The organism is Geobacillus sp. YF-1 (assembly GCF_052692335.1).
In genome coordinates, this window is sequence record NZ_CP199850.1 from 437,662 (window position 1) to 459,394 (window position 21,733).

The following is a 21,733-nucleotide window of genomic DNA, read 5'->3' on the forward strand; positions in this document are numbered from 1 at the left end:
TGCAACACTGCACACTTTTATTCATCGACCAAAGGAAACCAATGTTTTTCACCGCCCTCCTAGATGGATTTCCCTAACTCGCGAAGCGCATCTTCCAACAGTTGGGCGGCGACAAACAGACGGTAGTCTGCCGATCCTTCAATATCATGCAAAATCGGGCGCGGGAAGGCGGCGATTGCCGCTTGGATCCGTTCGCCAATCGGGCGGTTCCGGTCGTTGAGGTGCGCCTCGACGTCAGCCGAGCGAAACGGAAACGGGCAGATGCCGCTCAAAGCGACACGAACGGCCTCGTCTTGTTTCAGCGCTGCAATCGTCACCAGCGGGTAGCCGACTTCACCTTGTTTGCGGCGCTTGCGATGGAAATGGGGCAGGGTGGCGGTGGCGCGGTCAACCTTGAACTGGACGACAAACTCACCGCGGCCCAGCTGCAGCTGTTGATGAAATAAATCATTGATGCGGGCTTGACGGACGCCGGCTGGCCCGGCGATGACGATGTCTGCTTCTGCAACGAGCAGCGCAGTCGCTGCTTCACGATAAAAAATTTGCCCACATAAGTTGCCGCCGAGTGTAATTTGGTTGCGCGCCGTCCGATCGGCGATTTCTTTGGCCACCTTTGTCAACAAAGGGAACGGATTCGTTTCTTCGAGCACGGTGAGCGCCAGCGCCGCCCCGAGCACGAGAGGATCCCCGTCGGCGTCAAGCACCCGGCATTCGGGAATCTCCTTAATATCAATGACAGCGGCGGTAGAAACGAAGCCGAGGCGCGATAGGGTGAGGATCTCGGTGCCCCCGCTGTAATAGAGCGGCTGTTTTCCTTGTTGTTCCAGTTCGAGAAACAGCGCCGTCGCTTCAGCGATCGACTGTGGCCGATAGTAGGCAAAATCAAAGGGAACCATAGCCGTCTCCTTTCTGTTTCCGCCAAATGAGTTCGGGAACGAGCGGCAGTTCGTTAAGCGGCACACCAGCGGCAAGCGATAAGGCGTTTGCCAAAGCGGCGGGCATGCCGATCAAGCCGTGTTCGCCGATGCCGCGCGCACCGTACGGAGCATCGATTTGCGGCGTTTCGACAAACTCAACGATGTATTCTGGATGTTCGCCAAAGCGGATCAGCCGGTACGTGCGCAGCTGCGGGTTTAAGACACGTTGGGCTTGATCAAAAAGAAACCCTTCACGGCTGGCCAAACTCAGCCCCATGCTCATCGCCCCCATCGCCTGGCCAAGCGCCGCTTTCGGGTTGAGCACCTTGCCGGCATCGATGACCGCGTACGCTTTTACAACGCGGTACGTGTAGTCGCGGCGGTTGAACTCCACTTCGACTCCTTCGGCGCATACACCCCATTCCGGCCCCGGTTTTCCGGCGCCAGTTTCCGGATCAAGCGGGGTCAAGTGGCGCAAAATATAGTGGCCGCGCCCGATCACTTGTCCGCCGATGGCGTTGCCGTTGGGAAATTTGTAGCCGTAGGCAATGTCTTTTACTGGGATGAAAATGGCCGGGTCGTCGCGCAAAAAGACGCGCCCGAAGCCGACTTCCAAATCGGCGGGTGAGGCTCGCAGTACGCAGGCGGCGATCTCTTTCAGCTGGCGGATGGCGTCATCGGCGGCGGCCAAAGCCGCGCGCCCGGCCATAAACGTTCCGCGGCTGGCGACCGTTTTCCAATGTTCCGGCGTCGTTTGCGTATCGATGTCCATTTTGACATGAACATCGTCCACGTTCATGTTCAGCCGTTCGGCGACGATTTGCGCGAGCACCGTTTTCGTGCCTGTGCCGATTTCGACGACGCCGGAAATGAGGTTGACGCTGCCGTCTGAATTGAACGTTAAAATGACGCCGGAACTCGCGTCAGTGTCAATCGTGGACGTTTTCCAACCGCCGCTGATGCCTTTGGCCCGCACAGTATAGGCGTCAAGCTCGACGCGTTGCCACTCGTCCCAGCGCATCAGTTCGCGCAATCGGTCAAGGCAGGCCGCCATATCCCCGACATTGCTTTTCGTGAGCCGCACTTGCGTCGGGGTCGTATGCCCCGGGCGGATGACGTTTTTGCGCCGCACGTCCCACGGGTCAAGCCGCAGCGCTTTTGCCAATTCGTCAATAGCACGCTCCACAGCAAACGACTGCTCGCAATGGCCGAAACTGCGGAACGGCGTCGCATACGGCCGGTTCGTATAGACGCAGAGCGAGTCGCACCAGACGTGTTCGACATGGTACGGGCCGGTGCAATCGACGGCCGCGGCGCGGCTGACGTCAATTGCCTTATCGGAATAAGCGCCGCCGTCAAACAAAAAGAGAATTTCCATCGCTTTGAAAACGCCGTCGTTTGTCGCGCCGATTTTGACCGTTGCCTCCAATCCGATATGGACGGGCGAGGTGACCATGTCATGTTCGCGGCTGTTCCAAACGCTCACTTTCCGGCCGCCGACCGCCTTCGCGGCGAGGTAGGCGAGCAGTTCGAGCTGCACCGGAGCTTTGCCTCCGTAAGCGCCGCCGACAAGCGGCGTGTGGACGATGATCTTGCCTGTGTCTTCTCCAAAATAGGTGTGGAGCAGCTTTTTGATCATAAAGGGCGACTGTGACGAGGCGGTGATACGGATCGTGCCGTCCGGTCCAATTTCCGCTGTAGCGCAGCGCGTCTCCATCGCTACGTGGTCGGACGGGTTGAAAGAGACGCTCGTTTCGATGATGACATCGCTTTCGGCAAAGCCTTGTTCGATGTTGCCTTTTCGGATTTTCGTCCGGTGGGCGATGTTAGTTCCTGGTTCAGGATGAGTCGTTTTGTTTTTTTCGTAGCGGTCGAGATGTTCATGCAATAGCGGAGCCCCTTCTTTCAGCGCCTCGCGCGGCGAGCCGACCGCTGGCAGTGGTTCGTAAGCGACGCGGACGAGGCGGGCGGCTTGTTCGGCCTGGGCGAGCGTATCGGCGACGACGACGGCGACGACCTCGCCAAAGTAGCGCACTTTATCAGCAGCGATCGGCGGGCGGTCGCGCATGTCTTCACCGGTGAGCGGCAGCCCTTCGCCGGTCAGGACGGCGCGGACGCCGGGGGCGGCAAGCGCGGCGCTTGTCGCGATGGAGGTGATGCGCGCGTGGGCGTATGGGCTTGTCACCAAGGCGGCGTGCAGCATTCCCGGCTGTTTGAAATCGTTTGTGTACTTGGCGCGCCCGGTCACCTTATCCTGCGCCTCTTTACGGATCACACTTTTCCCAACAGCCATGGAAGGACTCCTCCTTTCGTTTTTGTTCCATGACCGCGCGTTCATAGTCGCTATAGGTGTCGATGTCCATGCCGATCCACTTGTCTCCTTCGCAGAAGAGACCGCGCCAATGCGGATCGTGAAACAGCTGCCGTCCGCCTGCATCCCCTTCAAGCGCCAGCAGGGAAGGAAACGTCCGTTTTCCCCAGATGACCGGGGGCATCGGCGTGCCCGAGCGGGAAAAGGCGAGGTAATCCGGGCGATGGCGACGATAAAGAGCGGCGAGAGCATCGATCGTTTCCGCTGTTACGAACGGCTGATCGGCCAATAATACGGCGGCGGCGTCCGCCTCTTCTGCCATCGCTGCTCGCAAGCCGCAGGCGAGAGAGTGCGCCTGTCCGCGGTGACAGGCGGCGCAGCAGACAAGGCGGCATTTGTCATGGCGAAGTAGCGCGTCAGGAAGCCAGGCGAGCGCGTCATTGGGCGGCACGACCACGATGACGGGCGAGAGGGAGGAACGAAGCGCCGCCTTGAGCCCGGCTGCCCCGAGCGTCCCGTCTCCCCAAGGTAAGGCGCGTTTATCGGTCCCCATCCGCCGGCTTTGCCCGGCCGCTAAATAAACGGCGGCGATGGCGCCCTTGTTCATCGGGAGGCCTCCAGCGGCGTCCGCCCGCGAAGAACGCTGATCAGCTCGGCAACTATGCTAATGGCGATTTCCTGTGAGCTGCGCGCACCGATCGGCAGTCCGACCGGTGAACGGACAAACGGCGGAGCCGAGCCGGAAGGAAAAAGGCGATCCGTGCGCCGCCGCGGTCCAAGCACGCCAAGATAAGCGAGCGGCTTGTCGGCTAACAAGGAAACGAGTTCCCGGTCGCGCTCGAACTGGTGGGTCATCATAATGACAAAGTCGCGTTCAGTAAGGTGCAGCATCGGCACCGTTTCATGCGGAAAGCCGAGAACCCAAGCATCGGCGTCCGGGATGTGCGATGGCTGACAAAACGCCGGGCGCCAGTCGCTGACGGTGACGGAAAACCCGGCGGCTTTGGCCGCCGACACGAGCGGCGGGGCGTCCGGGCCGGCACCGAAAATGACGAGGCGCGGTTTCGGCCAAAAATGTTGGATGTAAAACGCGCCGTCATCCGTTTCCTGCACCCCGTTTCGGCCGCGGAAAAACGGGGTGCTATGCAGCGTGTTGAGCCATTCCGGCCTCGGCGGCGACGCATAGCCGCCGAAGCGCTCCCCTGTTTCGCTTTGGAAAAACGGCGGTTCCTTAGGATGAGCGATGCTTCGCGCCATCAGCACATGTTCGCCGCGGTCAAGGCAGCGTTTGAGCGCCAGCCAGACCGATTTTGTGTCCTCTGTCACCGGCTCAAGCCAAACGCGGATGAGTCCGTTGCAGCCAGCGCCTTGCCCCCAAGACCAATCGTCCTCGGTCCGCAAATCGAACGAAACAGCAGCTGCTTGGCGGCTCGCCAATACGTCACGGGCGTGGGCCGCCACCGCTTCTTCAAGGCATCCGCCGCTCAGCAGCCCAACCGTTTCTCCATTTGCGTCAATCCACATGCACGTCCCTTCTTTTTGATAGGCCGAGCCTTCAACGTCCATGATGATGGCTACCACGCCATCGCTTGGAGCGCCGGCGATCGCTTCGAGCACAGTATAGTAGCTTTCCATGCTTATCCTCCTTCCGCGTGGCGAAAAAGGTGGCTCCGCTGTTGCAAGCGCGGCGGGACGATCAATAAACTTTCATAATGGCCGTAAGCGGCGGCAGCGGGTGCGGCATCGGGTCGTCCCTTTTTTTAAAAAGAGCTCTGCTATCATTATATTTCTGTAACAAATGCCCATGACTGAAAAACAAAGAAGCCAGCTGTTGCCAGCTAGCTTCTTTTTTGATCCGTTTTTCCTTTTCCGAGTCGTCCGGCCCGCTTGGCGGCTTCCCGCAGCAAATACTCGATATGGCTGTTGACGCTGCGGAATTCCTCTTGCGCCCACTGTTCCAAGACGGCATACAACTCATAGTCAATGCGCAAAGGGAATGGTTTTTTCTTTGTCATCGCACTCCACAACCGTTAATATAGACTGCCCGTGTTGATCACTGGCTGGGTGGCTCGTTCGGAGACGATCGCCACCATCAAGTTGTTGACCATCGCCGCTTTCCGTTCATCATCTAACTCTAAAATGTTTTCTTTGTCAAGCTGTTCAATTGCCATTTGCGCCATGGAAACCGCTCCTTGGACGATCTTTTTCCGCGCCGCCAAAATGGCGGCCGCTTGTTGGCGTTGGAGCATGGCGCCCGCAATTTCCGGCGAGTACGCCAAATGGGTGAGGCGCGCTTCGATCACTTCGACCCCGGCGACGCGCAGCCGCTCTTGCAGTTCCGCAGCAAGCACATCGGAAATAATATCGGCGTTGCCGCGCAACGTAATTTCGTTGTCGTCTTCAAACGTGTCGTATGGATATTTGGTCGCGACATGGCGGATCGCCGCTTCACTTTGAATCTCGACAAACTGTTCGTAATCATCGACGTCAAATACCGCTTTCGCGGAGTCAATCACCCGGAAGACAACTACAGCGGCGATTTCGATCGGGTTGCCTTGAGTGTCATTGACCTTTAGTTTGTTGCTCGTGAAGTTGCGCACGCGCAGTGACACGTTCGTCCGCAGTGTGAGCGGTACAGTGAGAAACAACCCGCTGTCGCGGATCGTACCGAAATAGCGGCCGAAAAAGGTGAGCACTTTTGCTTGATTCGGCTGGACGATCGTGATGCCGGTCGCGAGCAGCACAGCCATGACGAAAAACAAAAGGGCGGGCAAAAACAATTGCTGGGCGAGGAGGAGAACCCCGGCGATGAGAAGCATAGCGATGCCGCCGATACCGATGAATCCATCGAGATACCAAGCGTTCTGTTCCCTCATTGATTGTCCCCCTAATTCATATTAATTTGATATTCTTATGATATCATACATTCAATAAAATGTAAATCGAGTCTTATTGTGGTTTTCAGCCATTCGCTGCTTTCCTATGATCGGTTAGGAAACATCCATCAACCACCGGGGGGGGGGAAACAACCTCACTTGCCATCCCTTCTGATCATAGGCCTTTATTCCGATAACAAGTCATCGTGCTAAAATATGGAAGAAGTGGTTGACTCCATATTTCCCACTGTCATACAATAGAAAAAAAGACAAACGGGAGCATCGAGCATGGGAAACGAAAAATCGGCGCGCATCGGCCGCTTGGCGCTTTTGTTGGCGATGCTTGACGAAGGGGAGGAAGGCCCGGTCCTTCATCAGCTTGAGTCGCTCGCCTGGCGCTATTGCCAAGGGCGCGTCGGGGCGATGGAGCCGCAAAAAATCGTCGCGGCGATCGAGACGGCGGCGAAACGGCATGGAGTGGTTGACGGCGGCTTGTACCGCGATATGCACGCCTTGTATCATGCGATTTTAGAGGCGGTGCACGGTGTGACGAGGGGGCAGATGGAGCTAGGAGATTTGTTAAGAACGGCCGGCCTTCGTTTCGCCGTCGTGCGCGGCACACCGTATGAAGGGCCAAAAGAAGGAGAGTGGATCGCCGTCGCCTTGTACGGGACGATCGGGGCCCCGGTGCGCGGGCTCGAGCACGAGGCGGTTGGGCTCGGCATCAATCATATATAGGAACGATCAATGCCTAGAGCGATGAGTCATGAGGAGGCGAATCTTGCTGGAAACGGCAGGGGCGCCTCTTTTTGTGTTTGGACATGAACGAAAGGGGATGAAATGATGATCGTGTTGAACGGGCATTCGTTAACGCTTGACGAGGCAAGACGCGTCGTTTATGGGAGGGAACGAGTGGAGGCCGCTTTAGAGAGCATGGAAGCGGTTCGAAAAAGCCGCGCGGCAGTGGAACAAGCGATTGCGAGCGGACGAACGATCTATGGGGTGAATACGGGCTTTGGCAAACTCGCTGATGTGCGCATTGAAGGAAGCGACCTTGAGCAGCTGCAAATCAATCTTCTCCGCTCACACGCCTGTGCGGTCGGCGAGCCGTTTGCCGAGGAAGTGGTGCGGGCGCTGCTTCTGTTGCGGGCGAATGCTTTGTTAAAAGGGTATTCCGGCGTGCGGCCGGCGGTCATTGAGCAGCTGCTTACGTTTTTGAACGCCGGCATTCATCCGATCGTGCCCCAGCAAGGTTCCCTCGGCGCGAGCGGCGATTTGGCGCCGCTGGCTCACGTGGCGCTGGCGCTTGTCGGCGAAGGGGAAGTGATGTATCAAGGCCGGCGGATGCCTGCCGCCCAAGCGCTTTCGCAAGCCGGAATTCCGCCGCTCTCCCTGAAAGAGAAGGAAGGGTTGGCGCTCATTAACGGGACGCAGGCGATGACGGCCGTCGGAATTTTGGCTTGCTTAGCCGCGGAACAGCTCGCTTACGACAGCGAGCGGATCGCCGCATTGACGGTCGAGGCGCTTTATGGCGTGACCGATGCCTTTGACGCCCGCATCCACGAAGCCCGCGGATTTCCGGAACAGGCGGAGGTGGCGGAACGAATGCGCCGTTACCTCGCTGGAAGCCAGCTGACCACAAGGCAAGGGGAGCGGCGCGTGCAAGATGCGTACTCGATCCGCTGCATTCCGCAAGTGCACGGGGCGTCGCTCAGGGCGCTCCGCTATGTGAAAGAAACGCTCGAAATCGAAATGAACGCCGCCACCGACAATCCGCTCATCTTTGCGAACGGGGACGTTCTTTCCGGCGGCAACTTTCACGGCCAGCCGGTAGCGATCGCCATGGATTTGTTGAAAATCGCGGTGGCGGAGCTGGCCAACATGAGCGAGCGCCGCATCGAGCGGCTCGTCAACCCGCAGCTTAATGAAGGCTTGCCACCGTTTTTAAGCCCGCAGCCCGGTTTGCAGTCGGGGGCGATGATTATGCAATACGTCGCGGCTTCGCTCGTATCGGAAAACAAGACGCTCGCTCATCCCGCCAGCGTCGATTCCATTCCGTCATCGGCCAACCAAGAAGATCATGTCAGCATGGGGACGACCGCCGCCCGCCATGCGTACATGATCGTGCAAAACGCAAGAAAGGTGTTGGCGATTGAGCTCATTTGCGCGTTGCAGGCTGTCGAAGCGCGCGGCATCGAGCGACTGGCTGCGTCAACGAGGCAGTTTTACCACGAGGCGCGCCGCATCGTTCCTTCCATTGTGGCGGACCGCGTGTTTTCCCGCGATATTGAGGCCATGGATGCTTGGCTGAAGCGGCGGGCGGTCAGCAGCTGTTCGAACAGTGGAGCGAACGTGTGAACTACCTCCACTTCGCTTTGCTTGAAGTGGGAGACTTCTTTCGAAATTATGTTAAAAAATCATAGATAACATGTAACACTCGGTCAAACGCATCTATAAAGAATTTCCGCTCTCCATGTCCCATCTTTATCACTTGACAAGCTGGCAAGGTGACAAGAAGAGCGAGCAATGCCATGGAAAACAAAATTGCCACTTATATAGATCGATTTTGAACCGCCTTGTTCCGATAGAGATCGGGAAGAGGCCCTCGGTGAATATAGCTTGTCCCTTCATTCTTTTTGCAAAATTTGCCCGTCTTTCCTTTCAGTTGTTTTCTCGTTAGGCCGAGGGCATTGGTGAGCGGGTCGAAGAATGTCATGAAAAAGCGGTGAAAAGCGCCCCTTCTCAAGCTGAGAAACTTTGGCGCATCAGCGTCTCTTTTGTCAACTGAACGCATTCGGCGAGATCAGTCATTTTTCACCAGTCTCCCAAAGTTGTTCCCCTTGCAGATTTGCGGTAAGATGAGAAAGAGAGAAAAAGGGGAAAGGGTGGCTTCTGTTGACGATTTCGGCCGCGGCGTTGTTGGCCTTATGGAAAATTATCGCGATTGATATCATTTTGTCGGGGGATAATGCGGTCGTCATTGCGATGGCGACGCGGCGGCTGCCGAAAGACCAGCAAAACAAGGCGATTTTTTGGGGGACGGCCGGGGCGGTGTTGCTTCGCATCTTGTTTGCGGCCATCATCGTCTTTTTGCTGAACATTCCGTTCGTTCACTTTGTTGGCGGATTGCTGCTCGTATGGATCGCCTATAAAGTGCTTGTTGAACGGGAAGAGGAAGCGAACGTACAATCATCAGACCGGTTGCTGAAGGCGATTATGACGATTATCATTGCTGATGCGGTGATGAGCCTTGATAACGTTGTTGCTGTCGCTGGGGCGGCCGAAGGGCATCTTGGCATGCTGGCGCTCGGGGTAGCCATCAGCATCCCGATTATGATTTTCGGCTCCAAAGCGATCGTCCGGGTGATGGAACAACACCGATGGGTCGCGTACGTTGGGTCGGGCATTTTAGCGTGGACGGCCGGGAAGATGATCGTTGGCGATGAAGGGGTGCTCCATTTGCTTCATCTTTCGCGCGGCCCGTTCGTCTATGCCGTCGCGGCCGGTGTGACGATTTTTGTTTTGGCTGCCGGCTACATCACGAATAAAAAAGCAGAGCGTGAAGAAGGGACGTTGATTTGAGCGGCTGGAGGTGGTGTGCGTCCATGAACATTCAACGCATTCTCGTAACGGGAAGGCTTTATGCCGAGCTTGCCGCTCTTCTTCCGGACAAGCGGCCCGATAAAGCGTTTCGCTTTGTCGCTGAAGACGAATTGCAGGAGGCGGATTTTGCTTGGGCGGATGCGTACATCGGCTTTCGGCCGGCTGGGCCGTTTTCGCTTGCCCATTTGCGCTGGGTGCATTCGCTCGGAGCGGGGGTCGACGCGTTTTTGTGGAAGCGGAAATGGAAGCTGGACGTGCTGCTGACGCGGACGATCGGGTCATTTGGCGAGCAGATCGCTGAATATTGCCTCAGCTACTTGCTGCGCGACGCCCAATGCCATGACGTGTATGCTTGGTATCAAGAACAGCGGCAGTGGAAGCCGGTCGCTCCGAAGCGACTTAGCGAACAGCGGATGGTCATTTACGGGATGGGCGAGATCGGCCGGCGCATTGCCGAAACGCTTCGTCTGTTTGGGGTTTCTCCAGTCGGCGTCTCGCGAAGCGGCCGAGACACGCCGCCGTTTTCGGCTGTTTACCGCCATGACGAGGCGGGGGAGGCACTTGCTCGCGCCGATTGGGTGATCGCCGCGCTTCCGCTGACAGAAGAAACGCATCATCTCTTTGATGAGACGTTTTTTTCCTGCCTGCACAATGCGGGCTTTATCAATGTCGGCCGCGGCGCCACGGTCGAGGAGGCGGCGCTTGTCGGGGCGCTGGAAAACCGAAACGTGCGCCTCGCCGTGCTCGATGTGTTTGAAGAAGAACCGCTGCCGCCGCACTCGCCGCTATGGGGTCATCCGCATGTCATCATCACTCCGCATATCGCGGCGCTCACCGCGGCCGAGGACGCCGCCCGCTCTATATTGGACACGCTTGACCGCATCGAAGCCGGGGAGCCGCTTGCCAATGCGGTTGATGTGAGCCGGCAATATTGAACGGCATCCTACCTATTTCACAAAGGCTTTTTGAGTAACTTTTTGACCGGCACCACGAGCGACGGCCGCCTTTTTGGCCATCGCTCGTCCCTCTTTGAGACATTTGTTTTCATCCATGTCCAAACCTTTCACAATCCTTGGCTGATTAGGGCAGTGGGCGGTCCAATGCGTCCCGCGTATAGTTGGCTGCGATGGGGATTTGTCTCATAAAACAAGCCAATCGCTTGGCGGACGTTGGCGAAAGGGGAACGGTGAAAAAATTTGTCCAATCGTGGAAAATACCGTTGATTTGGTAAATTCAGTTTTGCTATGATAAAAATAGGTTCATCACCACAACGTGTACTTGACAATTGAGACTTCTTTTTGTGTCAATATGTATGAAAATTGTTAATTTTCTGTTTTTGTTTACAGGAGGAAGTATAGCATGTTTTTTGAAACAGTCAAGCACAACTTTTGGTGAAGAGCAATAGTGAAAGACCCCATGGGTTGGAAAGCGGAAAGACGAGAGCAAGGACGAGTGTCTAGCGTTGGCAATGTCCGCCTTTGCCAGTTCGAGTGTTTCCTTCTTCTTTGCAATCTGTCCAAGACCGGTGATCCACGGGGAACTACCGCTGTCCAACATTACTTCTCAAATTGAAAAACTTTGCAACGATGTCATTTCATTCCTTGGCACTTCTCATCAATCGAGCAAATCTGCGGTTTTTATCAGCCTTCTAAAAGGCCGTTCTAGGGCATACAAGTTTCCCTGTATCGCGTCTTTATGGCATCAGCCCTTCTTTTCACACGTATTCACCGTCGGAGGAACATTCCTGTTTTTCACCCTCTTTCTTTCGAAAGGGAGTTCACGACTGTATATTGCGTTGGAGTTCAATGTTCCCGTAATCATAATCAATTTTGATAATCTGCTAAAAACGCGACTCGTTTCCACATCGCTTTGTGACTCCACAATGACCACGGAATTCAACTTTCTGAACTAAGAATCCAGCCGGTTTGCCTCACTAGCTATACAACTGTCATGAAAAAAGGGGAGATCTACGAGATTAAAATGGCTTCGCGTTGTGTTTCTCAACTGCATTGGTGTTGATATGATTGATGGAAAAAGGGGAATAGCAAAGGAGAGTGAATGTTATGTTTCGCCCATTACAGTGGAAGCGATTGATCGCCTCGCTGATTGTCTTTGTGACAGGACTAGCGAGCCTATTTGTCTCAGGGGGGAGCACGGCTATAGCTTTCAGCTTAGTAGCAAGCCCTGCAAGTGACCGTGATCTTGTCGCTGTACAGCAGACCATTGTTCAAGCTTTAGAGGCACGATGGCGTCTAATGATCGATCCACAGGTGAACATAAAATCGTTTTATGATCCGGACACTTCCGAACAAGAGGAAAGCCGCGAGCGTGCCTATGTGAGAAGACATTACTTGGAACCGGCTGCTCGTGCTGGGTTTCGATATACGAGTGTAAATGTTCATCCTGTCTTCGAAAATGTTGAGATTAGCGGCAAAACAGCCAAGGTTCAGGTCTTCGTTTCAGTTGAGTACGAATCTATGTTTCCGGGATCAAATGAAGCCGTGATGACCAAGGAAGCGAACATTCCTTATTCCGCTACCTTGGCCAAACGGGATGGTCATTGGCTGATTGTCAAGGTGAGCGGTCAAGATACGTATTCGAAAAGATGATGCGTATCACCGTCATTGGGATTTGGGAGCGAAGACGACACGGTTCCTCCATGTGACGGATTATTATTGGGGGAACTAACCTAAAAGGCGGTTTTCCTAGCGTCTACAGTTTTCCAGTATCATTTCTCAAATAAAGAAACCTTGCAACCCCGATTATTCTTTTCACACTTTCGTTCATGGACTAGGGGCAACCGCTGTTAATCGCCTGCTGCGAAGTGTGATGCTAGACTTCCATAACGAAAAAATTTTGTCACCATTGAAAGAATGAAAATACCTTTCCACATGTTCGAATTTGGGTAGTTTCATGATAGATCGTCCAGCAAAAATTTCGTGTGCTATGGACGTATTCCAACGCTGAGAGTTTGCTTAAGCCTGTGGGAGCGGAGGAGGATGAAGTGCGCATAGGCATCCCGTTGGTTTTAATCCTTGTAATTGCTTTTTTTTCAGGATGTCAGCAGCAACAGACTGTGCCAGGGTATCAAGACATCCCGCTGCATCCACAAGCGAGTGACATTCGTTCGGTGGATGAACGGGTGGAGTTTGTTGTTGCGTCTTCTTCGGCGGAGGAAGTGGCTGACTATTATCTTGACGAATTGGAGAAACGTCAATGGACTCAAGTTGACAGGTGGGGATCAGCTTTCGTTTATGAGAAGAATGGGAGACAAATTTTGCTGGTCGTTACGGATGTGAAAAATCACGCGAAAGTGTCTGTCAGTCCGTTCCACCCGAATTGATCAAGACGTCCAACCGTTGCGAACAACCACTTTTGCCGCATCGAAGTCGGGAAGCCGCTTGCCAATGCGATCGATGTGAGCCGACAATATTGAACGAAAAAAACGGTGCCCGATGAACAAGGGGCACCGTTTCGCGTTGCTTACCGGTCGGTGACAATGATATACGCCGCTTTCATTGGCCCGTGGACGCCGACGACCAAGTTCATTTCAATGTCGGCGGAGTTGCTCGGGCCGGTGATGAAGTTGATGCATGACGGAACGAGGACGCCTTGTTCGATTTGCTCGTGAATGAGCGCCGCCGCTTGCGTCATGCGCGGCACGATGGTGCTTTTCGGAACGATGGCGATATACGTCTTCGGCAGAAAGTGAATGGCCCGCCCTTGCCCGTTGCGGGAAAACAGCACGACCGTTCCCGATTCCGCGAGGGTGATGTCGCTAAAGGCGATGCCGACGTTCGCCTGTTCGGCGGCGTCAATGTTTTGGCGGCCGAGCGCCGGGTTCCACACGTGAACGTCCGTTTGTGCCGCCGGCCATTCCTCCTGAAGCAAGAGGGACAGGCCATACTCGGCAAAGCGCGGATCGTTTGGCACGATGACCGGTCCGCCGCCGTAGGCCGACACTTGTCGCTTCAGCACGTCCGCCAGTTCGGCGCTTGTTGTCTCGATGTAGTCCGTATGAATGAGTGTGCACTGTTGGCGAAGCGCCGCCAGCAAGTCGTCTTGGCTATAGCCGGCAAACACCGTCCATTGCGGCGCATTATCCCATTGCGGCCGGGAGATGCCGGACAGGCGGGGGCTTCTTCCGAGACGCTCGGCGATCGTTTGTAAAAACGCGTCACGGTTTTGAATCGTACCACGCGTCATGATGGATTCCCTCCTTTTTGCCGATCGCGAAACCAGTCACGGAACCGCTCTTTGCTTGGCGCCGGAAACTCGCGGCTTTCTGTCCACGCTTTCAGTGGGCCGGGGCCTTTTCTGATGCGCCCGTCTTCGGCAAACGGGGCGAAGGCGCTTGGCGCCAACTTCGTGCCGAACCGGTACAATGACGGTGAGGCGGTCCCGAGACGAAACGCCTTCATCGCCAGTTTTTCCGCGACCGGTGTTTTTCCTTCCTGCTCGACGATGATTTGGCGATGTTTGATGAGCAGCTCATGAAGCGGAATTTTCACCGGACATGCCTCCGTACAGGCCGCGCAAAGGGAGGACGCGTACGGAAGCTCCTTGTAGTCGTCATAGCTGCCTAAAAGCGGCGACAAGACCGCACCGATCGGGCCGGAGTAAATCGAGCCGTACGAATGGCCGCCGATATGGCGGTACACGGGGCAGACGTTGACACAGGCCGCGCAGCGAATGCATTGCAGCACCGGCTGAAACTCTGTGCCTAAAATCGATGAGCGCCCGTTGTCGACGATGACGAGATGGAACTCTTCCGGTCCGTCAGCGTCCCCTTCGTCGCGCGGACCGGTGAGGACGGTGATGTAGCTCGTCAATTTTTGCCCGACGGCGCTGCGCGTCAACATGCTCACAAGCACTTCCATTTCTTCAAATGTCGGAACGATCCGCTCCATGCCCATGACCGTAATTTGGGTTTTCGGCAGCGCGGTCACTAAGTCGGCGTTGCCCTCGTTCGTAACGAGCGTGATCGAGCCCGATTCGGCGATGGCGAAGTTGCAGCCGGTGATGCCGATGTCAGCCGTCAAATAGTCGCGCCGCAGCGTTTCGCGGGCATGGCGGGCAAGTTCAACGGGATCCGACGATTTATCATAGCCAAGCTTGCGGCGGAAGACATCGCGAATTTGCTCTTTGTTTTTATGGAGCGCCGGGCCGACGATATGCGACGGCGGGTCATGATCGTCAATCTGCAAAATGTACTCGCCGAGGTCGGTTTCGACAACGTCACAGCCGATGGCCTCAAGCACCGGGTTTAAATTGATTTCCTCGGTCACCATTGATTTGGATTTGACGATTTTTTTCGCTTGTTTTTCCAAAGCGATGCGGCGGATGTAGTCGTTCGCTTCTTCGGCCGTCCGGGCGAAAAAGACGTGGCCGCCCCGGTTGGCAACGTTTTCACTAAGCTGCATTAAATAATAGTCCAAGTTTTCGAGCGTATGTTTTCGGATTTGTTCAGCGAGCGAGCGCCACTCCTCCCAATGGCCGAGCTCTTCAATGACGCCAAGCCGGCGCACATAGCCGCGGTCTTGCATGCCGGCGACCGCCCCGCGCATAAAATTATTTTGCAAGTTTTCCTCGACCCGTTTCCAAAACGGTCCGTTTTCGATTTTCATCGGCATTGTCGTTCCCCTCCTTTTCGCTATGCTGATTTAACACTTCGGCGATATGCATGACGCGAATCGGTTTGCCGAGCCGCTCGATGCGTCCGCCAATGTTTAGTAAACAGCCGCAATCGGCGCCGATCACGTAGTCGGCGTCCACTTCGTCGATATGGGCGATTTTTTCATCTACCATTTGTTCGGAAATCGGGCCCATTTTGACGGAAAACGTGCCGCCAAATCCGCAACATTGATGAGCGTTCGGCAGCGGAACAAGCTCAAGCCCGTTGACATGTTCTAATAAGCGGAGCGGCGCTTCTTTGACGCCAAGGAGCCTTGTCATGTGACAGGACGTATGGTACGTCGCCCGTCCGGGGAGCGAGGCGCCGACATCCTCGACGTTCAGCACGTCAACGAGAAATTGCGTCAGCTCGTACGTTTTCGCCGCTAGGCGCTTCGCTTCGTCTTCCCATTCCGGATCGCCGCGGAAGAGGTGCGGGTATTCTTTTACCATGGCCGCGCACGAGCCGGATGGGGTGACGACATAGTCGGCATCGGCGAACGCGCGCATCATTTGTTTCATCGCCTCTTTCGCTTCTTGGACATAGCCGCTGTTATACGCCGGCTGTCCGCAGCACGTTTGCGCCTCGGGAAAATCAATCTCACAGCCGAGCCGCTCGAGCAGTTCGACGGTCGCTTTGCCGGCCTCCGTATAAAAGAGATCGATCAGGCAGGTGACGAATAACGAGACTTTCATCGGTTCTCCCTCCCGTGTACCGAGTTTAATGAACAGGTCATCTGATGACTATATGTCTATTATAAAATGTTTTTTTCCGATTCGTAGCCCTTTTTTGAAAAAAAAAACACTCATGAATAAGTCTTGTTTCCCCCTAGCATGAAATGATGAATTCAGACGACACATTTTCACAGAAAGTCCCATGAGCAGCGCAATCTGCCCTTCACTTCGGGATGCAAACGCGCGCCGATGCAGCATGTTCACGGAAAGTTCCGTGGGCAGCGTTTTGCCCTCCACCCGTGGATGGAAAATCTGCGCCAGTCCTGCATTTTCAAGGAAAGCAATAACCCATTTACGTCAACTTATCAACGGAAGAAGTCTCCCGCTTCTAAGCAAAATGAAAAGGGGGAGGTGAATTGCGGCTAGCGTAGCTGAAAGTTGTCTTTTTTTGCTATTAATCAGTCTGAGCCCAACAATCGTCGTTGTTCTTTATCGATTGACTAGAAAGGAAAGAGGGTGTCCAAAAGCAATGATACACCCTTTTTTCTACTATATATGCTCATTAATCGAATCTGCAATTCTATATCTAGTGTTTAGCTAGAGAACAGCTAGCCTTGTGAGCTTTCTACCCAATCAATCCCAGCTTTATTGCCTTCACAACCGCTCCGACCCGCGAATCAGCATCGAGCTTTCGCAAAATGGAAGACACATGATGTTCTACTGTTCTGCGGCTGATATGCAGCAATTCGCTAATTTCCACATTTGTCTTATCTTCGGAAATGAGTTGGAGAATGTCCAATTCAGTTTTTGTAAGAGGAGAGTTGCAGTGGTCCAATCGATTAATTGGGAACGATTTAACCCCTAGATAAGTTTGCCGAATGGCATTGGCTAATTCAAAGACCGAACTTTCCTTAGTGACGAAGGCATAAGCGCCAGCTTCATAGGCGGCTTGAATGTATTCGTCATAATTATATCCGGATAAAATCACAACTTTGCAGGTAGGGTATGTTTGGGCAATTTTTCTCGTCCATTCAATCCCATTATCATTTTTCATCCTTATATCCATGACAACGACATTAGGATTATGTTTTTTGATTTCTGTCTCTAAAAGTGCGGGATCGCAAACGGTATTGACGACTTCCAAATCAATTTCATTTTCTAACAATTGTTGGATGCCATGCATGACCAATAAATGGTCATCTACTAATAATACTTTGATTTTCATTGCCCCCACCTTCTTCAACTGTAATTGGCAAAGAAATGGAAATGCAAGTTCCAACCCCCAGCTCTGAATGTATTGTCAGTGTCCCATTTAACTGATGAACCCGTTTTTGAATTGTAATTAAACCTAAGTGATTTGTCTGTGATAATTCTAATAAATGATCCGGCACCTTAAATCCGACGCCGTAATCCTTGACTTGTATATTTAGAAACTGTTGTGTTTCTTCAACAGTTACAACAATCTTTCTTGACGAAGAATGTTTGATGGCGTTATAAACTAATTCTTTAATGATCCGAAATGCTTGTATTGAGAGAAACGGCGGAATGATTTTTAGGTTCGCAATATAATTGACTTCAACAATCACGTTATAGTTCGTTTCGCATTTTCTCTTTAATGAAGAGAGACCTTGTTTGAGTCCTAAATCTTCCACCATAACAGGATATAGTTCATGGCACATCTCTCTGATTTCAAAAATATCGCGTTGAAGCAACCCTTTCATGTCCTCGAATAGTTTTTTATCTATATTTTTCTTTTGAATAAGCCACTCAAGCTTATTCAAAAGAAGAATTAAATGTTGTAATACCTCATCATGGAGGAAAGTTGATACCTTCCTTTTTTCTTCTTCATGTTCATGAAGAAGGAGCCAGTGGGATTGCTCAGACATCCGTGATTCTTCTGTTGTTTTCTTTAGTTGGTTCTCAATCTGTTGTAACGTTTTTGAGCTGGTGAATAATTCTATGGCATCCATTTGGATTTTTTTCATTAGTTTTTGTTCTTCGTTGTCAAAAACCGTCGCGTTTGTTTTTTCTCCAATCATCATCCAGCCGATTAATGCATCGTCTATATTCATAGGATAGAAAAAGACGCTCTTTTCATTCATAGTCATTTTGGAAAAATAGCTGCTTTGACAAGCATAAGATAATAATTCACTATCGTGAAAATGATGGAACATTCCTGTTTTATGCAATACAGTAGGGCTGTGATCATGTTTCCACACGATGCATACTCCACTCACATCGATCGTTTTGTGTATTAAATCAGCAATGAGCTTAGCACAATATTGTAAATGTTTACCATTTAGCAACTCTTGAAGAATGGCGAGTTTTTCTTTTTGAATCTCCTCTTGTTTTCCATGCCATTTCCTCATTTGCAGCGGTTCGAGCCCTTTGTCGATTAGATCATAGACAATAAAAAGGCAAATGAGCAATGTGTTGATTAAGATGCCGAGCTTAAAGTGTATATCGTAAAATAGCGACAATAATAGATTAAATATTGCTAAACAACAACCAATCATGAATAGACGGACCATCATTTTCTCTAATATTTCGCGAAAATCGATAATTTCCTGTCGGGTTAACAAATATGACAACGTCAGTGGAAACATGACTATACTGCCAAGGCTATAATGAAAAGGAGCGCCGGGCAGGAAAAAAAACGCATTTGGAATCAAGTTAAGAATAACAACGGGCGCAAACGATATCATGATGCTGCCAATTAAAAGATATATTTGACTTTTTATCTTATTCGAATTGGAACGAAGGTGTAAATAAAATAGGACTACGCAACCTAGCAGTGCTAGAATAATATTGGCTACAATACATGGACGAATGATTGTGCTAATGATGACATGATGATGAATACCAATGAATAGATAACTGATCGTTATAAAGATGGCCATATATAACGTGAGAATGCGCACTTGGCGAAAAAAGTTCGGTTTTGCAGACGAAGGAAAATGTTCAAAAAATTTTAAAAGGATGTAAGGAGCAAATGAAATAAAAACGACCTCCAATTCTCTTGCTGGCTTTATATTTTCGCTGGAAGGGCCTGACAGAGCGATGGCCATTCCGCTAATAAACATAAGAGCTAAAAAATACTGAACGACAATCGAATTCGGTTTTTGCACATAACTGTAAATGCCAGACAATAAAAAGATCATTCCTATGAATATTGGAAAATAACGTTGCGGCGAAACATGTTCATTGTACATTTTTAGTAAAAAATAACAAATAATAAAAATAGAAATAAGGATTAGGCTAAAAGGAAGAACTTTTTTATTCATTCTATCCCTAACTTTCTAAATATCTTTTTAAGCGGGCTATTTGCACCTGCTTTTCGGGAAAATGAGCAGCTATTTGACGAAACGCCTTATCCATATAAATTTTCGAGAGAATCAAGCAGTAGTCGATCGCCCCTGTTTTTTGAATGTAGTTTCTAATCTCCTTAATTAATGGAGAATTATTATTAGCTTCTTTTAGCTGGCGAAGCTTCCTTACTAACCATCCATTATCTTTTTTAGAGCTATATTCGATGGCTTTAATGAACGGGAGTGTCGCTTTTTTATGAATGAGATCGCTTTTGTCGTCTGACATAATATCCCGAGCATCATTTTTCAATTGGCCAGCAATACCGATATCAGCTGCGATGGTTTCCCATATAGGTCTATTGGGCATATCACTGAGTTCAAAAACTAGTTTTACCAGTGCTGATGATTTTTGCTTAACAACCGTAAAATATTCTTCTTCTGTTGGAATACATTCAGAAATAATAAAATGTAAGTCTTTCCATTGCCCATTACAAGTATTTTGTAATTCAGAAATAATAATAGAAAGTTTTTCTTGTATATCATCTTCTTTAGAGTTATGAAGAATAAGCCGAAATGCTTCCATCGTAAGTGCATTCGCGATCAAGATGGCTTCTCCGATCGATAGTTGACTTACAATTAGATCACTTTGATCACAATCGGAAATCTCATCAAAAATGTCAGTTGCTAGAATGAGAAGTTCAATAGCAGCAGCATGACTAATAATAGATTGTATGCAAGTGTCATCTTTCAAATGGAAGGAGGATACTTGCGCATAAAATCCCCCCCAGGAAAAATGTGTTTCATCAGTGCTAAATATTTTTCCCTTGCCGTGTAGCAGATGAAAAATATATTGAATGATTTCTTTTTCTAACATACAGTTAGTCAACAAGTGATTTTGCAAAAAAGTTTTGATGGCGCTTTTTTCAATCCTGTTCATCTAATCTTACACCCAAAGATTTCCTTCTTTTTTTGAACTGTCCTGAAGATATGCTGCGAGTGCTGAAAATTCTTGTGGACTTAAGCGTTCCTTTGCAAGCGCAAGTTCCGCTGTTCCAATGACATCTTTCTCAAGAAGTTCTTGAAGGACATCCCATAAATTTTGATTCATAAACAAAGCCCCCTCAATAAATGATTATGGTTCATCTAAATTTTACACTATATTACAACTTATGTCATCATCTTCTCTAAAAATAGGTATTTTCCGCAATCAAAATTGCGGAAAATACGGATGTTTGTTATTTCAAGTTGTCTTAAAATGTAGAACGTAGGCTAGAACGCATCCTTGATACATCAATATTTATAGAGGGAGGATGAAAATATGGCAACTCTAATTAGAAAAATTGCCGAATATTTAATTCGAAATTGGCCTAAGCTCAGCGATTGGATCAAAAAGGCGATTATCGCTGTTGCGGGTAGCGCGATTGTAAATGCAATTGCCAAAGGTCTTAGTGCGCTTATTGATTACCTTTCAGGGTTATCGTCTACTGTTATTGAGGCTATCGCAAAATTATTAGGTTTCTAATTAGCACGGTAGCCTGTGGCTATAAAAATAAAAATGGTTACAAAGGGGACCCTCTAAATCCCTTTGCAACCATTCGAGCTGATTTTGATTTGTCTAGAACACATTATTAACAATAAAAAGATGCGTTCTAGCCTATTTTCATTAAATAAATTATAACGAGGTTTTAGTGATATGTCAATGGGTTCCAATGTATTATATGTAAGGGATTTTACAAAGATGATAAATCACAAAGTTATTTTAAAGGATTGCAATATGGCGATCGCAAGAGGAGAAATATGCTGTCTGTTCGGAAAGAACGGAACAGGAAAAAGTTTATTTTTACATTGCATATTAGGGTACACAAATTTTGACTCGGGATTAGTTAAGATTAACGGATATGATATAACGAAAAGAATCCAAATTAGAAGGCACAGTGGATTTGTGCCAACGGATGACTATTCTTTTTGTGAGCTTTTAACCCCTAATGAGTATTTCTCATTTATAAAAGGTGTTTTTTCTTTATCTGAAAAAGAGACGAGCAGAAAAATTGAACATCTATCAGAGAAATTATCTGTAAAGATTTACTTAGATGAACTAATCGGAAATTTATCTTTTGGGACAAGAAAAAAAATTGTACTTATAGGTATTTTATTATATGATCCGATTCTGTTAGTTTGTGACGAGATTTTTGAGGGATTAGATGCATCTTCAGTCCAAGCGGTTAGGGAGATATTTTTAGAGAAGAAAAAGAGGGGTCACTCTATTTTGTTTACAAGCCATTTATACCAAGAGGCTATTGCGGTATCGGATAGGTGCTATCAAATCATTAATAGAACAATTAAAGAGGACGATTATTTATAAAAGGGAGT

The 21,733-nt window shown here is 50.5% G+C and carries 21 protein-coding genes; 8 read left to right on the forward strand and 13 right to left on the reverse strand.

Translation table 11 applies throughout. The features are described from left to right. Positions 1-59 precede the first annotated feature (59 nt). From ACTVIM_RS02140 to ACTVIM_RS02165, 6 genes are all read right to left on the reverse strand, one after another. A complete protein-coding gene (locus tag ACTVIM_RS02140) occupies positions 60-896 on the reverse strand; it encodes an FAD binding domain-containing protein (RefSeq protein WP_445613498.1) in 837 nt (278 codons plus the stop codon). Beyond that, positions 883-3,210 carry a xanthine dehydrogenase family protein molybdopterin-binding subunit gene (locus ACTVIM_RS02145; protein WP_445613499.1) on the reverse strand — a complete coding sequence of 776 codons (2,328 nt, stop codon included), beginning with the start codon at positions 3,208-3,210 and terminating at the stop codon, positions 883-885. The genes ACTVIM_RS02140 and ACTVIM_RS02145 overlap by 14 nt, the downstream gene beginning before the upstream one ends. Beyond that, positions 3,182-3,835, reverse strand: coding sequence for a xanthine dehydrogenase accessory protein PucB (pucB, locus tag ACTVIM_RS02150; RefSeq protein WP_445613500.1), 654 nt, complete (start codon positions 3,833-3,835; stop codon positions 3,182-3,184). The genes ACTVIM_RS02145 and pucB overlap by 29 nt, the downstream gene beginning before the upstream one ends. Continuing rightward, the gene (locus ACTVIM_RS02155; protein WP_445613501.1) at positions 3,832-4,863 is read right to left on the reverse strand and encodes an XdhC family protein; all 1,032 of its coding nucleotides are present in this window, start codon (positions 4,861-4,863) and stop codon (positions 3,832-3,834) included. Before ACTVIM_RS02155 ends, pucB begins: the two co-directional genes overlap by 4 nt. Positions 4,864-5,066: 203 nt before the next feature. Beyond that, entirely contained in the window at positions 5,067-5,243 is a 177-nt protein-coding gene (locus ACTVIM_RS02160; RefSeq protein ID WP_033018480.1) for a hypothetical protein, read from the reverse strand. A 15-nt stretch (positions 5,244-5,258) separates the two neighbouring features. Beyond that, a complete protein-coding gene (locus ACTVIM_RS02165; RefSeq protein WP_445613502.1) occupies positions 5,259-6,104 on the reverse strand; it encodes an SPFH domain-containing protein in 846 nt (281 codons plus the stop codon). A gap of 288 nt (positions 6,105-6,392) precedes the next feature. Here ACTVIM_RS02165 and hutP point away from each other — a divergent pair, with 288 nt between their 5' ends. The 6 genes from hutP to ACTVIM_RS02195 all read left to right on the forward strand — a co-directional run bounded on the left by hutP (position 6,393) and on the right by ACTVIM_RS02195 (position 13,050). Then, positions 6,393-6,842: a hut operon transcriptional regulator HutP gene (gene hutP / locus ACTVIM_RS02170; RefSeq protein ID WP_445613503.1), complete on the forward strand. Its 450-nt coding sequence runs from the start codon at positions 6,393-6,395 to the stop codon at positions 6,840-6,842. Positions 6,843-6,947: 105 nt separating this feature from the next. Continuing rightward, entirely contained in the window at positions 6,948-8,462 is a 1,515-nt protein-coding gene (hutH, locus tag ACTVIM_RS02175) for a histidine ammonia-lyase (protein ID WP_445613504.1), read from the forward strand. Positions 8,463-8,999: 537 nt separating this feature from the next. Next, a complete protein-coding gene (locus tag ACTVIM_RS02180) occupies positions 9,000-9,686 on the forward strand; it encodes a TerC family protein (RefSeq protein WP_445613505.1) in 687 nt (228 codons plus the stop codon). A gap of 23 nt (positions 9,687-9,709) precedes the next feature. Continuing rightward, entirely contained in the window at positions 9,710-10,642 is a 933-nt protein-coding gene (locus tag ACTVIM_RS02185) for a D-2-hydroxyacid dehydrogenase (RefSeq protein ID WP_445613506.1), read from the forward strand. A 1,128-nt stretch (positions 10,643-11,770) separates the two neighbouring features. Beyond that, positions 11,771-12,316: a hypothetical protein gene (locus ACTVIM_RS02190; RefSeq protein WP_445613507.1), complete on the forward strand. Its 546-nt coding sequence runs from the start codon at positions 11,771-11,773 to the stop codon at positions 12,314-12,316. A 395-nt stretch (positions 12,317-12,711) separates the two neighbouring features. After that, complete coding sequence (locus tag ACTVIM_RS02195; RefSeq protein ID WP_445613508.1) at positions 12,712-13,050, forward strand: hypothetical protein; 339 nt, start codon at positions 12,712-12,714, stop codon at positions 13,048-13,050. Positions 13,051-13,190: 140 nt separating this feature from the next. Here the strand turns inward: ACTVIM_RS02195 and ACTVIM_RS02200 are convergent, their stop codons facing one another. From ACTVIM_RS02200 to ACTVIM_RS02230, 7 genes are all read right to left on the reverse strand, one after another. Then, on the reverse strand, positions 13,191-13,913 hold the full coding sequence (locus tag ACTVIM_RS02200; protein ID WP_445613509.1) for a LutC/YkgG family protein: 723 nt from the start codon (positions 13,911-13,913) through the stop codon (positions 13,191-13,193). Continuing rightward, positions 13,910-15,340, reverse strand: coding sequence for a LutB/LldF family L-lactate oxidation iron-sulfur protein (locus tag ACTVIM_RS02205; protein ID WP_445613510.1), 1,431 nt, complete (start codon positions 15,338-15,340; stop codon positions 13,910-13,912). Before ACTVIM_RS02205 ends, ACTVIM_RS02200 begins: the two co-directional genes overlap by 4 nt. Continuing rightward, on the reverse strand, positions 15,279-16,076 hold the full coding sequence (locus tag ACTVIM_RS02210) for a (Fe-S)-binding protein (RefSeq protein WP_445613511.1): 798 nt from the start codon (positions 16,074-16,076) through the stop codon (positions 15,279-15,281). Before ACTVIM_RS02210 ends, ACTVIM_RS02205 begins: the two co-directional genes overlap by 62 nt. Positions 16,077-16,680: 604 nt before the next feature. Continuing rightward, positions 16,681-17,280, reverse strand: a complete 600-nt coding sequence (locus ACTVIM_RS02215) for a response regulator transcription factor (protein ID WP_445613512.1) — start codon at positions 17,278-17,280, stop codon at positions 16,681-16,683. Further along, positions 17,252-19,204: a sensor histidine kinase gene (locus ACTVIM_RS02220; RefSeq protein WP_445613513.1), complete on the reverse strand. Its 1,953-nt coding sequence runs from the start codon at positions 19,202-19,204 to the stop codon at positions 17,252-17,254. Before ACTVIM_RS02220 ends, ACTVIM_RS02215 begins: the two co-directional genes overlap by 29 nt. A gap of 142 nt (positions 19,205-19,346) precedes the next feature. Then, positions 19,347-20,300, reverse strand: coding sequence for a polyprenyl synthetase family protein (locus tag ACTVIM_RS02225; RefSeq protein WP_033844622.1), 954 nt, complete (start codon positions 20,298-20,300; stop codon positions 19,347-19,349). Positions 20,301-20,306: 6 nt separating this feature from the next. Next, positions 20,307-20,471 carry a hypothetical protein gene (locus tag ACTVIM_RS02230; protein WP_197055033.1) on the reverse strand — a complete coding sequence of 55 codons (165 nt, stop codon included), beginning with the start codon at positions 20,469-20,471 and terminating at the stop codon, positions 20,307-20,309. Between the two features lie 210 nt (positions 20,472-20,681). Between ACTVIM_RS02230 and ACTVIM_RS02235 the strand changes: the two genes are divergently transcribed. Continuing rightward, positions 20,682-20,885, forward strand: a complete 204-nt coding sequence (locus tag ACTVIM_RS02235) for a hypothetical protein (RefSeq protein ID WP_445613514.1) — start codon at positions 20,682-20,684, stop codon at positions 20,883-20,885. Positions 20,886-21,056: 171 nt separating this feature from the next. Next, complete coding sequence (locus ACTVIM_RS02240; RefSeq protein WP_445613515.1) at positions 21,057-21,725, forward strand: ATP-binding cassette domain-containing protein; 669 nt, start codon at positions 21,057-21,059, stop codon at positions 21,723-21,725. Positions 21,726-21,733: the final 8 nt, after the last annotated feature.